This is a genomic window from Streptomyces sp. NPDC000229, from assembly GCF_040300825.1.
Classification (GTDB): domain Bacteria; phylum Actinomycetota; class Actinomycetes; order Streptomycetales; family Streptomycetaceae; genus Streptomyces.
In genome coordinates, this window is the sequence record NZ_JBEPEL010000001.1 from 18,632 (window position 1) to 31,315 (window position 12,684).

At 69.7% G+C, this 12,684-nt stretch carries 13 protein-coding genes and 2 tRNA genes; 4 read left to right on the forward strand and 11 right to left on the reverse strand.

Annotated features, from left to right (window positions below; genetic code table 11):
- Positions 1-17 precede the first annotated feature (17 nt).
- Positions 18-944, forward strand: a complete 927-nt coding sequence (locus ABT360_RS00080; RefSeq protein ID WP_351808295.1) for a hypothetical protein — start codon at positions 18-20, stop codon at positions 942-944.
- Positions 945-1,017: 73 nt separating this feature from the next.
- Here ABT360_RS00080 and clpX read toward each other — a convergent pair whose 3' ends face one another.
- From clpX to ABT360_RS00105, 5 genes are all read right to left on the reverse strand, one after another.
- Positions 1,018-2,301: an ATP-dependent Clp protease ATP-binding subunit ClpX gene (gene clpX, locus ABT360_RS00085; protein WP_073751205.1), complete on the reverse strand. Its 1,284-nt coding sequence runs from the start codon at positions 2,299-2,301 to the stop codon at positions 1,018-1,020.
- 136 nt (positions 2,302-2,437) lie between these two features.
- Positions 2,438-3,112, reverse strand: a complete 675-nt coding sequence (locus tag ABT360_RS00090) for an ATP-dependent Clp protease proteolytic subunit (protein WP_031070475.1) — start codon at positions 3,110-3,112, stop codon at positions 2,438-2,440.
- 44 nt (positions 3,113-3,156) lie between these two features.
- The gene (locus tag ABT360_RS00095) at positions 3,157-3,762 is read right to left on the reverse strand and encodes an ATP-dependent Clp protease proteolytic subunit (RefSeq protein WP_351808930.1); all 606 of its coding nucleotides are present in this window, start codon (positions 3,760-3,762) and stop codon (positions 3,157-3,159) included.
- A 292-nt stretch (positions 3,763-4,054) separates the two neighbouring features.
- Positions 4,055-5,443 carry a trigger factor gene (gene tig / locus ABT360_RS00100; protein WP_351808298.1) on the reverse strand — a complete coding sequence of 463 codons (1,389 nt, stop codon included), beginning with the start codon at positions 5,441-5,443 and terminating at the stop codon, positions 4,055-4,057.
- A 175-nt stretch (positions 5,444-5,618) separates the two neighbouring features.
- A tRNA-Pro gene (locus ABT360_RS00105) sits at positions 5,619-5,695 on the reverse strand.
- 133 nt (positions 5,696-5,828) lie between these two features.
- Here ABT360_RS00105 and ABT360_RS00110 point away from each other — a divergent pair.
- Positions 5,829-5,902: transfer RNA gene (locus ABT360_RS00110), tRNA-Gly, on the forward strand.
- A 54-nt stretch (positions 5,903-5,956) separates the two neighbouring features.
- On the opposite strand, the gene ABT360_RS00115 is transcribed toward ABT360_RS00110, so the two are convergent.
- The gene (locus ABT360_RS00115) at positions 5,957-6,322 is read right to left on the reverse strand and encodes a hypothetical protein (RefSeq protein ID WP_351808300.1); all 366 of its coding nucleotides are present in this window, start codon (positions 6,320-6,322) and stop codon (positions 5,957-5,959) included.
- A gap of 70 nt (positions 6,323-6,392) precedes the next feature.
- Positions 6,393-6,587, reverse strand: coding sequence for a hypothetical protein (locus ABT360_RS00120; protein ID WP_351808302.1), 195 nt, complete (start codon positions 6,585-6,587; stop codon positions 6,393-6,395).
- Between the two features lie 400 nt (positions 6,588-6,987).
- On the opposite strand from ABT360_RS00120, the gene ABT360_RS00125 reads away from it, so the two are divergent.
- Complete coding sequence (locus ABT360_RS00125; protein ID WP_351808304.1) at positions 6,988-8,100, forward strand: acyltransferase family protein; 1,113 nt, start codon at positions 6,988-6,990, stop codon at positions 8,098-8,100.
- On the opposite strand, the gene ABT360_RS00130 is transcribed toward ABT360_RS00125, so the two are convergent.
- Both ABT360_RS00130 and ABT360_RS00135 read right to left on the reverse strand, forming a co-directional pair.
- Complete coding sequence (locus ABT360_RS00130; protein ID WP_351808306.1) at positions 8,087-8,536, reverse strand: HD domain-containing protein; 450 nt, start codon at positions 8,534-8,536, stop codon at positions 8,087-8,089. The genes ABT360_RS00125 and ABT360_RS00130 overlap by 14 nt on opposite strands.
- A gap of 9 nt (positions 8,537-8,545) precedes the next feature.
- Positions 8,546-9,691: a PP2C family protein-serine/threonine phosphatase gene (locus ABT360_RS00135; RefSeq protein WP_351808308.1), complete on the reverse strand. Its 1,146-nt coding sequence runs from the start codon at positions 9,689-9,691 to the stop codon at positions 8,546-8,548.
- Between the two features lie 106 nt (positions 9,692-9,797).
- Between ABT360_RS00135 and ABT360_RS00140 the strand changes: the two genes are divergently transcribed.
- A complete protein-coding gene (locus ABT360_RS00140) occupies positions 9,798-11,027 on the forward strand; it encodes a GNAT family N-acetyltransferase (protein WP_351808310.1) in 1,230 nt (409 codons plus the stop codon).
- Here ABT360_RS00140 and ABT360_RS00145 read toward each other — a convergent pair.
- A complete protein-coding gene (locus tag ABT360_RS00145; RefSeq protein ID WP_351808312.1) occupies positions 11,015-11,824 on the reverse strand; it encodes an Fpg/Nei family DNA glycosylase in 810 nt (269 codons plus the stop codon). The genes ABT360_RS00140 and ABT360_RS00145 overlap by 13 nt on opposite strands.
- A 339-nt stretch (positions 11,825-12,163) precedes the next feature.
- A complete protein-coding gene (locus ABT360_RS00150; RefSeq protein ID WP_351808314.1) occupies positions 12,164-12,652 on the reverse strand; it encodes a ribose-5-phosphate isomerase in 489 nt (162 codons plus the stop codon).
- Between the last annotated feature and the right edge of the window lie 32 nt (positions 12,653-12,684).

The following is a 12,684-nucleotide window of genomic DNA, read 5'->3' on the forward strand; positions in this document are numbered from 1 at the left end:
GGAGGGGGAGCCCCTTAATGAGTTACAACCAGCCGGGCCCGTACGGCGGACAGCCCCAGCAGCCCGGACCGTACGGTCAGCCGGGTCCTTACGGCCAGCAGCCGCAGGCGCCCCAGCCCGGCTACGGCTACCCGCAGCAGGCGCCGCAGGGCGTGCCGCAGCAGGGTTACGGCCAGCCGCAGCAGCCCGGCCCCTACGGCCAGCCCCCGCAGCCCCCCTACGGCGCCGGCCCCGGCGCCTACCCCCCGCCCCCGCCGCCGGCCCCCAAGAAGAAGACGGGCCTGATCATCGGCGCGGTCGCGGTGGTCGCGGCGATCGGTGTGGGCGCGTACTTCGTGTTCGGCGGCGGTGGGGGCGCCGACATCGCCGACGACGGCCCGCACAAGCTGGTGACGCCGGAGACGGTGCTCAGCGAGTACAAGAAGGACCCGAGCGACACCAGCAGCTCGTCGAACGACGACGACATCCTCAAGGACGCCGAGAAGTGGGGCATCAAGAACGGCAAGGAGGTCGAGGCGAACTACAAGGCGGGCAGCCCGGACAACCCGCTGTCCGGCAAGTTGCTCACCTTCGGGGGCGTCTACGGTCAGATCGAGGACCCCGAGAAGGTCGTGGACGCGTTCTTCGCCCACATGAAGTCCGAGTCCCAGAAGGAAAGCGATGCGGAGGGTGAGCTCGTCGGCAGCCCGGAGGCGTACACGCCCGCGGGGGCGGAAGGCTCCGTCCTCAAGTGCCAGCAGTTGAAGTCGAAGCCCGAGAGCGGATCGACCTCACCAGGGCCGAAGGAGTTCACCGCCACCATCTGCGTGTGGGCCGACCACAGCACCCTCGGCATGGTGCTGCCCATGGACATGGCCAGCATGCTGTCGGGGAAGGCCGGCACCGCACAGGAGGCGGCGGACGTCACCGGCAAGTTCCGCAAGGAAGTCCGCGTCAAGGCCTGACGCACCGGCACGACAAAGGGCGCCCGGCCGGTTCTCGGAACCGGCCGGGCGCCCTTGTGGTGTGCGTGCCCCGCTACGCCGACTTCTCGTGGCGGCCCGGGTCCTTGACGACCCTCGGGACCAGCGTCGGGTTGACGTTGTTGTGGACGACGTCCTCCGTGATGACCACGCGGGCCACGTCCTTGCGGGACGGGACCTCGTACATCACCGACATCAGGACCTCTTCCATGATGGCGCGCAGGCCGCGCGCGCCCGTGCCGCGGAGGATGGCCTGGTCGGCGATGGCTTCCAGGGCCGGGCGGTCGAAGTCCAGTTCCACGCCGTCGAGTTCGAAGAGGCGCTGGTACTGCTTGACCAGCGCGTTGCGGGGCTCGACGAGGATCTTCAGCAGGGCCTCGCGGTCCAGGTTGTGGACCGAGGTGATGACGGGGAGACGGCCGATGAACTCCGGGATCATCCCGAACTTCACCAGGTCCTCCGGCATGACCTCCTGGAACTGGTCGCTCGCCTCGATCTCGCGCTTGGAGCGGATCGTCGCGCCGAAGCCGATGCCCTTCGCGCCCGCGCGCGACTCGATGATCTTCTCCAGGCCGGCGAAGGCACCGCCCACGATGAACAGCACGTTCGTCGTGTCGATCTGGATGAACTCCTGGTGCGGGTGCTTGCGGCCGCCCTGCGGCGGGACCGAAGCCGTGGTGCCTTCCAGGATTTTGAGGAGGGCCTGCTGGACGCCCTCGCCCGACACATCCCGTGTGATCGACGGGTTTTCGCTCTTACGGGCGACCTTGTCGATCTCGTCGATGTAGATGATGCCCGTCTCGGCCTTCTTGACGTCGTAGTCGGCAGCCTGGATGAGCTTCAGCAGGATGTTCTCGACGTCCTCGCCCACGTACCCGGCCTCCGTGAGCGCCGTCGCGTCGGCGATGGCGAACGGGACGTTGAGCATACGGGCCAGGGTCTGGGCCAGGAGCGTCTTGCCGGAGCCCGTGGGGCCCAGCAACAGGATGTTGGACTTGGCGAGTTCGATCGCGTCGTCCCGGCCCGCGCCGCCGCCGTTCTCGCCGGCCTGGACGCGCTTGTAGTGGTTGTACACCGCGACGGAGAGGGCCTTCTTGGCCGGCTCCTGGCCGACGACGTACCCCTCCAGGAACTCGTAGATCTCGCGCGGCTTGGGGAGTTCCTCCCAGCGGACCTCGCTCGTCTCCGCGAGCTCCTCTTCGATGATCTCGTTGCAGAGGTCGATGCACTCGTCGCAGATGTACACACCGGGGCCTGCGATGAGCTTCTTCACCTGCTTCTGGCTCTTTCCGCAGAACGAGCACTTGAGCAGGTCGCCGCCATCACCGATGCGTGCCACGAGGTGCTTCCCCTTCGCCTGGGAGCGGCTTGGTTCAGCCGGCTCCTGGTGCCTCATATCCGACGGTACCTTGCCGGGCCCCGTGTTCGGGCCCCCCTTGGCACGGTTCACACCGCGCCAAGGGAAGGCGGGGCCGTCAGGCTGCCGCCGCGGCGGTGCTCTTACGGGTGGAGACGATCTGGTCCACCAGGCCGTACGCCAGGGCGTCCTCGGCCGTGAGGATCTTGTCGCGCTCGATGTCGTCGCGGATCTTCTCGATCGGCTGGGTGGAGTGCTTGGCCAGCATCTCCTCCAGCTGCGTACGCATACGCAGGATCTCGTTGGCCGCGATCTCCAGGTCGGAGAGCTGCTCGCGGCCCGTGCCGCCGGACGGCTGGTGGATCAGCACGCGGGCGTTGGGCAGGGCCATCCGCTTGCCGGGGGTGCCGGCGGCCAGCAGGACGGCCGCGGCGGACGCCGCCTGGCCCATGCAGACCGTCTGGATGTCCGGCTTCACGAACTGCATCGTGTCGTAGATGGCCGTCAGCGCGGTGAAGGAGCCACCGGGGCTGTTGATGTAGATGGAGATGTCGCGGTCCGGGTCCATCGACTCCAGGCACAGCAGCTGCGCCATGACGTCGTTCGCGGAGGCGTCGTCGATCTGCACGCCGAGGAAGATCACTCGCTCCTCGAAGAGCTTCGCGTACGGGTCGTACTCGCGCACGCCCTGGGAGGTGCGCTCGACGAAGCGCGGGACGACGTACCGGTTGTCCACCTGCGGGCCGGTGTAGAGGCCGCTCGCGGAGAAGTTGCTCATGTGGGTGTTCACCATCCTGGTGGCGTTCGGCGGGCTGGGGAGGCGAGGGGCGGGCCGGCTCAGGCGCCGGTGCCGCCACCGCCCGGAACGCCCGCGGCGGCAGACATGATGTCGTCGATCAGGCCGTACTCCTTGGCCTCCTCGGCGGTGAACCAGCGGTCGCGGTCACCGTCACGGATGATCGTCTCCACGGTCTGGCCGGAGTGGCGCGCGGTGATCTCGGCCATGCGCTTCTTGGTACGGAGGAGGTACTCGGCCTGGATCTTGATGTCCGAGGCGGTACCGCCGATGCCGGCGGAGCCCTGGTGCATCAGGATGTCGGTGTTCGGCAGTGCGAAACGCTTGCCGGTGGCGCCGCCGGTGAGCAGGAACTGGCCCATGGAGGCCGCCATGCCCATACCGATGGTGACGACGTCGTTCGGGATGTACTGCATGGTGTCGTAGATGGCCATGCCTGCCGTCACCGAGCCACCCGGGCTGTTGATGTACAGGTAGATGTCCTTGTCCGGGTCGGCGGCAAGGAGCAGCATCTGCGAGGTGATCTTGTTCGCGATCTCGTCGTCGACCTGCTGGCCGAGGAAGATGATCCGCTCGCCGAGCAGCCGGTTGTAGACATGGTCGCCGAGGCCACCACCGATGGACGGCTCACCCGCGGCGTAAGGCATCAGATTCGTCACGTATCCACCTGCTCGTCTCTGACGGCTCCGGCCGTCTCAGCGTGTTGCGTACTGGGGGCGGGTACTCCCCTGCCCTCGTATTCATGGACCCTAACGCGCTGGTCGGCGGGCGCCATCCCGGTTCCCGAACTGTTCGCTGGGAGCGCAAGGTAGTTGGGCCGACGAGGGGCCGCGCGGGCCGTCCGGGGCGGGGCGGGGGCGGGCCCGGCCCGTACGGCGACGGGCCCGACCGCACGCGGTGCGGTCGGGCCCGTCGGACCGTTCTTGCCGGGGCCGGGGATCAGGCCTCGGGCTTGTCCTCGGCCTTGTCCTCGGACTCCTCGGAGGAGGCCTCGACCGTCTCGGCGGTCTCGTCCTCGTCGTCGTCCAGCTCGACGGGCTCACCGTTGGTGTCGACGACCTTGGCGGCCTCGACGACGACCGCGAGGGCCTTGCCGCGGGCGACCTCGCCGACGAGCATCGGCACCTGGCCGCCCTCGACGACGGCCTTGGCGAACTGGTCGGGGCTCATGCCGGAGGAGGCCGCACGCCGCATGAGGTGCTCGGTGAGCTCCTCCTGGTTGACGTTGAGCTTCTCCTGGTTGACCAGCTCGTCCAGGATGAACTGGGTCTTGATGCCCTTGACCGCCTGCTCGCGGGTCTCGGCCTCGAACTCCTCGAGGGTCTTGCCCTGGAGCTCCAGGTACTTCTCGATGGTCAGACCCATCTGGCCGAGCTGGTGGTGCTCCAGGTTGTGCTTGCGGGTGTTGACCTCGTCCTCGAGGAGCTTCTCGGGGATCGGCACCTCGGCCAGCTTCAGCAGCTCGTCCAGGACGCGCTCCTGGGCCTGGGTGGCCTGGTCGTACTGCTTCATGTTCTCGAGGCGCTTGCGGCTGTCCGCCTTCAGCTCCTCGAGGGTGTCGAACTCGGACGCCATCTGGGCGAAGTCGTCGTCGAGCTCGGGGAGCTCACGGGCGGCGACCTGGGTGACCTTGACGGTGACCTCGGCCTCCTTGCCCTCGGCGGAGCCGCCCTTCAGCTCGGAGGTGAAGGTGGCCTCGCCACCGGCCTCCAGGCCGGTCACGGCCTCGTCGATGCCGTCGAGGAGCTCACCGGAGCCGATCGTGTACTGCACGCCGCTGGCGACACCGTCCGGCAGGACCTCGCCGTCGACCTTGGCCTCCAGGTCGATCGTCACGACGTCGCCCTCGGCGGCGGCGCGCTCGACCGGGTTGGTGGAGGCGAAGCGGTCGCGCAGCTGCTGCACGGACTTCTCGACGTCCTCGTCGGTGACCTCGACGGCGTCGACGGTGACCTCGATGCCGGAGTAGTCCGGGATCTCGATCGTCGGGCGGATGTCGACCTCGGCGGTGAAGGCCAGCAGCTCGCCGTCCTTCAGCTCGGTGATGTCGACCTCGGGCTGGCCCAGCGGGTTGACGTCGGCCTCGTTGACGGCCTCGGTGTAGAACTTCGGGAGGGCGTCGTTGACGGCCTCCTCCAGCACCGCACCACGGCCGAACCGCTGGTCGATGACACGAGCCGGGATCTTGCCCTTGCGGAAGCCCTTGACCGTGACCTGCTGGTTGATCTTCTTGTACGCCGCGTCGAGGCTGTCCTTGAGCTCCTCGAAGGGCACCTCGACAGTGAGCCGAACCCGGGTCGGGTTCAGGGTCTCCACGGCGCTCTTCACGGTTCGGTCTCCTTGGTGGCTGATTCTTGGATTCTGCCGACGCCGCTTGCGGGCGGTTCCGGCGGATTCGGCCCGGTCAGAGAGACACACGGGCACGCAGCTTGCATAGTAACCGCAAGCGGGATGAGGCCCACAATGTGATCTTGGTTGCGCGCATGATCCGGCGCGTCCGGTGTGGTCGGGGTGGCGGGATTTGAACCCACGGCCTTCCGCTCCCAAAGCGGACGCGCTACCAAGCTGCGCCACACCCCGTCGGTGCGACACGTAGGGTACATGCCCCACGGCGGTGCGTCGGCATCTTTAAGGAGTGTGCGACGACCCGGCCCGACCCGCTACGATGACCATGCGTTCGTGCCGCGGTCCTGTGACCCGCGGTGCGTTGCCTGCGGGCGTAGCTCAATGGTAGAGCCCTAGTCTTCCAAACTAGCTACGCGGGTTCGATTCCCGTCGCCCGCTCCATCCGGTCACGGCCCGGTGGGAGGCTCGGAGAGCTTTCCCCGGGCCGTTGTCGTGTCAGCCCATCTGGGCCTTCACATGGGCGATGATCTCGCGAAACTCCTTGGTCGGCGAGAAGTCCAGGTACTCGCAGTCCTCCAGGGCCTCGGGCGCGTGGCCGGGTTCCCAGTAAAAGGCCTGCCCCGCCTCGTAGACCTCCTCGCCGCCCCGGGTGCGCATCTTCACCCGCCCCTTGAACAGGTAGCCCCAGTGCGGGCACTGGCACAGATCGCCGGGCATGCCCTTGAGGGCGGGCCCCATGTCCATGCCCTTGGGCAGGCGCGCGAACGCGACGGTCATGTCGCCTCCGGCCTCCCGCATCCGCAGCTCCACGCCGTCGCCCTCGATGGCGACGGGGATGTCCTCGCGCGTCATTCCCGTCATGAGTCCTCCTCGACCGACTCCCCTCTTCCAGTCTCGGACCGGCCATGGCCTGCTGCGACCCGGTGGAGGATCAGAAACTGATCTGGTTGATGGTGGCCGCGAGCGAGTTGAGGAAGCGCTGTATCGACGGCGCCATGCCGGACGAGGCGAGGAAGAAACCGAAAAGGACGGCGACTATCGCCGGGCCCGCCTTGAGGGAGCCGCCGCGGATCATCACCACCAGAATGATCGCCAACAGCAGCACCACGGACAGTGAAATGGCCACAACTGATCACACACCCTCGGTCGGTCCACCTTGCCGGCCCCGGGGGTGCACGGCCCGGCGCCCCCCGTTCGCTCCATCGTGCCACCAACCTCCCCACGTGTGAGGCCCGCTGACACATCGTTCACACAAGCACGCGCCGCGGCCGTGGGCGGCCCGGGCGGCGGACGGAAAAGCCGACTACGAATTCAATGTGATCGTTTCGCGCCACACACATATTGGACACAGGAAATTCGCAGCGTGTCCGCCGAGTAATTCTTCGTCAAAGAACGCGTAGCGTTATGCCCTGTTTAAGGGGGATTAATTGGGGCATAGGGTGTGGTTGCGGGTGGTGTCAGATACGAATGACAGGGACTTTCCCCGGGTTTTACGAATTGGCGGAACCGTGGCTAGGGTGCCTCAGATGTTCCAGGCTCCGCATGGAAATCAGCAGACCCTGCTCCCACCGGTCAGGGAGCCCGAGACCACCACGAGCACCCGCGCACGCGGTGCGGACAGACCCGGCCGGGACGCGTTCTTCGACAACGCCAAGTACCTGGCGATCGTGCTCGTCGCCATGGCGCACGCGTGGGAGCCCGTCATGGACGGCAGCCGGGCGACCAGGGCGCTCTACATGTTCGTCTACACCTTCCACATGCCGGCGTTCATCGTGATCTCCGGGTACTTCTCACGGAGCTTCACCGGCCGGCCCGACCAGCTGAAGCGCCTGGTCACCGGGCTCGTCGTGCCGTACGTGGTGTTCGAGGTGGCGTACTCCCTCTACCGGCGGTGGGCCGGCCACACCCCCGAGCAGGCCCTCAGCCTGACCGACCCGATCTACCTCACCTGGTTCCTGATCGCGCTGTTCGCCTGGCGGCTGTCCACACCCCTGTGGCGCACCCTGCGCCACCCGCTGCCCGTCGCCCTGGTCATCGCCGCGCTCGGTGCGCTCACCCCCGGGATCGGCCAGGACCTGGACCTCCAGCGGATCCTCCAGTTCCTGCCGTTCTTCGTGCTGGGCCTGTCGCTGCGGCCCGAACACTTCGAGCTGGTCCGCGGCCGCGCGGTCCGGCTTGCGGCCGTGCCGGTCGCGCTGGGCGCCCTGGCGTTCACGTACTGGATCGCGCCGGACATCCGGATGGGCTGGTTCTACCGCTCCACCAGCGCCGAGGAGCTGGACGCGCCCTGGTGGGCGGGACCGGTCATGACCTTCGCCCTGTTCGGCTGCGCCCTGGTGCTGACCGCGGCGTTCCTCGCCTGGGTGCCGCGCCGGCGGACCTGGTTCACCGTCCTCGGGGCGGGCACCATCTGCGGCTACCTGTTGCACGGGTTCCTGGTGAAGGCCATGGACTACTGGGCGCTCGTCCCCGCGTACGAGTTGGGCACCCCCCTCGGGCGGGTCGTCGTCACGGTGGTGGCCGCCGCCGCGGTGACCGCGATGTGCACCCCACCGGTGCGGCGGGCGCTGCGGTGGGTGACCGAACCGAGGATGGAGTGGGCGTTCCGCCGCGACGCCGCGGAGCTCAAGCGCCGCTGAGGCCGAGCAGGGCCCGGGTCCGCGCGTACTTGGCCGTCAGCCGCGCCCGGGTCGCCTCGTCCAGGACGGCCAGGCGGTCCGGGTCGGCGTTGTGCGCGAGGTCGGCCTCCTTGACCAGGCGGGCGCCCTCCACGGCCAGGACGCGGGAGGTGTACGCCTCCAGGTCCTCGCCCGGCCGCTTGGTCAGTGCCAGCACCATGTCCTTGACGGATCGCGGCAGCTCGGCGTCCCGGAGCCAGTCCTCGGACAGCCTGTCGTCCTCCACGGCGTCGTGCAGCCAGGCCGCGGCCACCTGCTCGTCGCTGCCGCCCCGGACCCGCACCCCCTCGGCCACCGCCCGGAGGTGCTCGGTGTAGGGACGGCCCGCCTTGTCGGTCTGGCCGGCGTGGGCCTCCCGGGCGATCGCCTCGACCTCGACCAGTGTCAGATACGCCATGCCGTCCCCCTACGCGTCACGAGTGATGAGCAGCAGCGCCCGGTCGTCGTTGACGTCCTTGGCGCACGCTTCGATGAGGTGCCAGGCCGCACCCTGGAAGCCGGACGCCACATAGCGGTCGGCCTCGCCGGTGAGCCGGTCGATGCCCTCGGCGATGTCCCGGTCCGCCGCCTCCACCAGGCCGTCGGTGAACAGCATGAGGACGTCACCGGGCCGCAACGAACCCTTGACCGGATGGAACTCGGCGCCGTCGTACACGCCCAGCAGCGGGCCCTCACCGCTCTTCTCCTCCCACCGCCCGCTGCCCGCGTGCAGTTGCAGCGCAGGAAGGTGGCCCGCCGACAGCAACTCGTAGTCGCCCGTGTCGAGATCCAGCACCAGGTGGATCGAGGTGGCGAAGCCCTCGTCCCAGTCCTGGCGCAGCAGGTAGCCGTTGGCCGCCGGGAGGAAGCCGTGCGGCGGCAGAGAGCCGAGCAGCCCGCCGAAGGCGCCGGACAGCAGCAGGGCGCGGGAGCCCGCGTCCATGCCCTTGCCGGACACGTCGGTCAGGACGACCTCCAGGGTGCGCCCGCCGTGCGTGCGAGCCGCGACGACGAAGTCGCCCGAGAAGGACTGGCCGCCCGCCGGGCGCAGCGCCATCTCGTGGTGCCAGCCCTTGGGCAGCCGGGGCAGTGCGCTCTGCACCCGGATGCGTTCACGCAGGTCGAACAGCATCGTGCCGCCGCGCCGCCACGGCACGCCGACCCGGGCCCGGAACTGGGCTATCAGCAGCCCGAACAGCCCGCAGGCGGCCACCACCAGGACCGTGCCGGGCGTGACCCGCGCGGCGCCCTCGGTGTACGGGCCGAGGACGGCGGACTCGACGATCAGGGCGCCGGCGGCCGCCGCGTACAGGGCGAGCAGGCTCGCCGGGCGCAGGAGCAGGCCGCCCGCGACGATGGGCAGGACGAGCGCGGCCGGGGCCGCCCACACGGGAGTGGTGATGGTGAGGAAGGTGATCGCCGGGACGGTGAGCAGCAGGCCCGCCAGGGCGATCCAGTCGGAGCCGTCGCCCCGGAAGTAGTCGACGCCGGATTTGCGCAGCGCGACTTTGACCCGGCGTGCGTTCTTCCGCATCCGGGCCAGGTACGCGTCCACTCGTGCGCTGCGGGCCATTGGCCTGGACCCTATCCACCCGGTGGGGCCCCGTGCAGGGGGACCCCTGTGACATTGTGTTCGAAATTGGGTCGCCCCGGTGCCGGGTGCCTGATACGCATGGCATATGACGACAGAGTTACGGGTGCTCCGCTCGGCCGAATGGGACTGCTGGTTCAGGCAGTTGGACCTGGCGTTCGGAGGTGTGCCGGAGAGCCCCCAGGAGCGGGAACTGTGGGACGCGCTCACCGAGCGCGAGCGGTCGATCGGCGTCTGGGACGGCGACGTGTGCGTCGGTACGGCCGGGGCGTTCACGTTCCGGCTGTCCGTGCCGGGGGGCGCGCTGGTGCCGGCGGCGGGCGTGACGATGGTGAGCGTGGCGTCGACGCACCGGCGGCGCGGGATCCTCACGTCGATGATGCGGCGCCAGCTCGACGACGTGTTCGCCTGGGGCGAGCCGCTGGCCGTGCTGACGGCGTCGGAACCGGCCATCTACGGGCGATTCGGGTACGGCATCGCCACCCGGCAGCTGCGCGCGGAGATCGATACGGATCGGGTGCGGCTGTCCGTACCCGAGGCGACGGATGACGTAGCCCTGCGGCTCGTCCCGCCCACGGAGGCGAGCGGGGCGTGCGAGGCCGTGTACGCGCGGCTGGTCGCCGAGCGGCCGGGGATGCTCGCCCGCCGCCCCGGCTGGGAACGGCTGCCGCTGCTGGACCCGCCGGAATCCCGGGACGGGGCGTCGCCGTTGCAGTGCGTACTGGCCGAGCGGGACGGGGAGACCGTGGGGTTCGCGCTGTACAGCACCAAGCCGGAGTGGGCGGCGTCGGTGCCGAAGGGCACGGTGCGGCTGCGGAGCACGGGCGCGCTGGACCCGGCGGCTTACGCGGCGGTGTGGCGGTTCCTGTGCGGGATCGACCTGATGTCGACGCTCCAGGTCCACAACCGCCCGGTGGACGACCCGTGGCAGCACCTGGTCTCCGACATCCGGCGCTGCGCCGTGCGTGTGCAGGACGGGCTGCACGTACGGCTGGTGGACGTGGGCGCGGCGCTGGAGGCCCGTACGTACCAGGCGCCGGTGGACGTGGTCCTGGAGGTGGACGACGCCTTCTGCCCGTGGAACACGGGGCGTTGGCGGCTGTCCGGCGACCCCAAGGGCGCGGTGTGTTCCCGCACGGGCGACGCCGCGGACCTCGCCCTGTCGGTACGGGAGCTGGGCGCGGCGTACCTGGGCGGGCAGTCACTGGCGTCCCTGGCGGGCGCCGGCCTGGTGCGGGAGCTGCGGCGGGGTGCCCTGGCCGAGGCGTCCTTGGCCTTCGGTTCCCCGGTCGCGCCCTGGCTGCCTCACGGCTTCTGACAGGAGGGGCACCAGAAGAGGTTGCGGGCGGCGAGGCCGGCGGTGCGGATCTCGCCGCGGCAGATGTGGCAGGGCAGGTTGGCCCGGCGGTAGACGTACACCTCGCCGCCGTGGTCGTCCACGCGCGGCGGGCGGCCCATGGCCTCGGGGGTGTGCTCGGGACGGACGGTGTCGATGCGGTTGTTGCGTACGCCCTCGCGCATCAGCAGGACGAGATCGGCCCACATCGCGTCCCACTCGGCCCGGCTGAGGTCCTTGCCCGCGCGGTAGGGGTCGATGCCGTGCCGGAAGAGGACCTCGGCGCGGTAGACGTTGCCGACGCCCGCGATGACCTTCTGGTCCATGAGCAGGGCGGCGATGGTGGTGCGGCTCCTGGAGATCCGCCGCCACGCCTTGTCCGGGTCGTCACCGTTCCTGAGCGGGTCCGGCCCCAGCCGCTCGTGTATCGCCCGTTTCTCCGGCTCGGTGATCAGGGCGCAGGTGGTGGGCCCGCGGAGGTCCATGTACGCCCCGGCGCCGGCGATCCGCAGCCGCACCGTGTCGGTGGGGGGCGGCGCGGGCGCGTCACCGAACCCCACCTTGCCGAAGAGACCGAGGTGGATATGGACCCAGCCGGTGCCCTCGAACCCGAGGAACAGGTGCTTGCCGTGGGCGTCGACATCGTCGAGGACGCCGCCGTCGAGCATCGCGGCGCTGTCGGAGAACTTGCCCTGGGGGCTGGTGACGCGGACGGCGCGGCCCCCGAAGCGGGCGAGATGGTCCTCGGCGAGGCGGTGGATCGTATGCCCTTCGGGCATGGCTGAGCGTCTCCTCGAATGTGTGAGTCCCGCACCCGGCGTACCGCCCGGGGTGTGGCCGTGCAGGGTCGCTCCCGCAGCGGATCGGCGGCGACGCACGGTCACCCGACCGGTGGGGTGCCCCGCCGACCGCGAGGAGGTGAGCCCGGAGGGGCCGCGACCCCACCCACCGGCCGCGCCAGGGGCGCACCGAGCAAGGGCACCGCCCCGTCCCGTTGTGCCCACCCGTCCCGCCCTGCGGCACGACTGCCCACAACGGGACCCACCGGACGTTGCCCACAACGGGACCCGCCGTGCGGGACGTTGCCGACAACGGGGCGGCCGCCCGCCCCTACGGGGTCAGTCCTGCTGGGGGTGGTGGGCCGGGATCGGGGGGAGCTCGCCGGTGGTTTCGTAGGCCGACAGCATCTCGATGCGGCGCGTGTGACGCTCCTCACCCGAGTACGGGGTGTTGAGGAAGGTCTCCACGAACTTCGTGGACTCCTCCACGGAGTGCATCCGGCCGCCGATGGCGACGACGTTCGCGTTGTTGTGCTCGCGGCCGAGCGCGGCCGTCTGCTCGCTCCAGGCGAGCGCCGCCCGGACGCCCTTCACCTTGTTCGCGGCGATCTGCTCGCCGTTGCCGGAGCCGCCGATCACGATGCCCAGGCTGTCCGGGTCCGCGGCGGTCTTCTCGGCCGCGCGGAGGCAGAACGGCGGGTAGTCGTCCTGGGCGTCGTAGATGTGGGGGCCGCAGTCGACGGGCTCGTGGCCGTGGGCCTTGAGCCACTCGACGAGGTGGTTCTTGAGTTCGAAGCCGGCATGGTCGGAGCCGAGGTACACGCGCATGGGTCCGAGTGTGGCACGCACGCCGCCGGGCA

Excerpts from the sequence above, each read along its gene's own strand:
- ABT360_RS00080 (WP_351808295.1), top strand. The coding sequence starts at position 18 with ATGAGTTACAACCAGCCGGGCCCGTACGGCGGACAGCCCCAGCAGCCC.
- ABT360_RS00145 (WP_351808312.1), bottom strand. The coding sequence starts at position 11,824 with ATGCCCGAAGGGCATACGATCCACCGCCTCGCCGAGGACCATCTCGCC.
- ABT360_RS00150 (WP_351808314.1), bottom strand. The coding sequence starts at position 12,652 with ATGCGCGTGTACCTCGGCTCCGACCATGCCGGCTTCGAACTCAAGAAC.
- ABT360_RS00095 (WP_351808930.1), bottom strand. The coding sequence starts at position 3,762 with ATGCCTTACGCCGCGGGTGAGCCGTCCATCGGTGGTGGCCTCGGCGAC.
- ABT360_RS00090 (WP_031070475.1), bottom strand. The coding sequence starts at position 3,112 with ATGGTGAACACCCACATGAGCAACTTCTCCGCGAGCGGCCTCTACACC.
- ABT360_RS00125 (WP_351808304.1), top strand. The coding sequence starts at position 6,988 with ATGTTCCAGGCTCCGCATGGAAATCAGCAGACCCTGCTCCCACCGGTC.
- ABT360_RS00115 (WP_351808300.1), bottom strand. The coding sequence starts at position 6,322 with ATGACGGGAATGACGCGCGAGGACATCCCCGTCGCCATCGAGGGCGAC.
- ABT360_RS00130 (WP_351808306.1), bottom strand. The coding sequence starts at position 8,536 with ATGGCGTATCTGACACTGGTCGAGGTCGAGGCGATCGCCCGGGAGGCC.
- ABT360_RS00135 (WP_351808308.1), bottom strand. The coding sequence starts at position 9,691 with ATGGCCCGCAGCGCACGAGTGGACGCGTACCTGGCCCGGATGCGGAAG.
- ABT360_RS00140 (WP_351808310.1), top strand. The coding sequence starts at position 9,798 with ATGACGACAGAGTTACGGGTGCTCCGCTCGGCCGAATGGGACTGCTGG.